2 protein-coding genes are annotated in these 815 nt (G+C 67.0%); both read right to left on the reverse strand.

Annotation, left to right across the window (positions count from 1 at the left end; genetic code table 11):
* Positions 1–163: 163 nt before the first annotated feature.
* On the reverse strand, positions 164–337 hold the full coding sequence (locus ACFQV6_RS44275) for a hypothetical protein (RefSeq protein ID WP_378033743.1): 174 nt from the start codon (positions 335–337) through the stop codon (positions 164–166).
* Entirely contained in the window at positions 334–609 is a 276-nt protein-coding gene (locus ACFQV6_RS44280) for a hypothetical protein (protein WP_378033744.1), read from the reverse strand. The genes ACFQV6_RS44275 and ACFQV6_RS44280 overlap by 4 nt, the downstream gene beginning before the upstream one ends.
* Positions 610–815 lie beyond the last annotated feature (206 nt).

Raw genomic sequence — 815 nt, forward strand, 5'->3', positions numbered from 1 at the left:
GAGCTGGCGGGCGGCGGGGGTTTCGTTGTTCGTCATGAGAGAAATACTACCCGCCAAACTTCATTTGCGCAAATGAAGTTTTGACGCATGGGAAGCGGTGCCAGAAACGACCGCGCCGCCCGGCCCCGAACTCGGGACGGGCGGCGCGGCAACGGATTTCAGCTCAGGTACAGGTGCACTCGTACGACACGGAACCCTCCCCGATGCTGCACGCGCAGACCGGCCCGATCCATCCGGGCGGGGTGTCCTTCATGCCGCACTGGTCGCACGTTCCCGGCGTCCAGTCCTCGGTGGGCTCGTACCCGTCGTCGTGGCAATCGTCGGTGTAGGCGCTCACCGCTCGCCCACCTCGGTCGCCGGGGCGGGGTAGGGCTTGTGCACCCCATCGGCGGGCAGGGCCGCCTCGAGCGCGGCCAGCGCGGCACGGATCGCGGTCACCTGACGTTCCAGATCGATGGTGGCCGGTTCGGCGGGGTGCGAGTGGTACAGCTCGATCCGGGTGGCGAGCGTGCCGAGGGATTCCTCGACCTCACCGAGCGCGATATAGGTCTCTCCGAGCAGGTCTTCGAGTTCGTCGGCCTGGGCCTGGGCGTCGTAGATGTTGGTCATGGGGTCCACCTTACGGGAAAACTTCATTTGTGGGTTAAGAAGTTTGGAATTGGCCGAGGGCAATTCGGTAGCCGCTCGGTTGCCGACCGTTCCGCGGAATCGAGGCCGGCGGGAGCGTCCCCGCAGGTCACCGCCACGGACCGCGCCGAGCCCGGAAGTTGCGGACCCGGCGCGGCCGAGGGGGTCAGACGTGCGCCGGTTCGGTG

The sequence above is a fragment of the Actinoplanes sp. GCM10030250 genome, from assembly GCF_042666575.1.
Classification (GTDB): Bacteria; Actinomycetota; Actinomycetes; order Mycobacteriales; family Micromonosporaceae; genus Actinoplanes.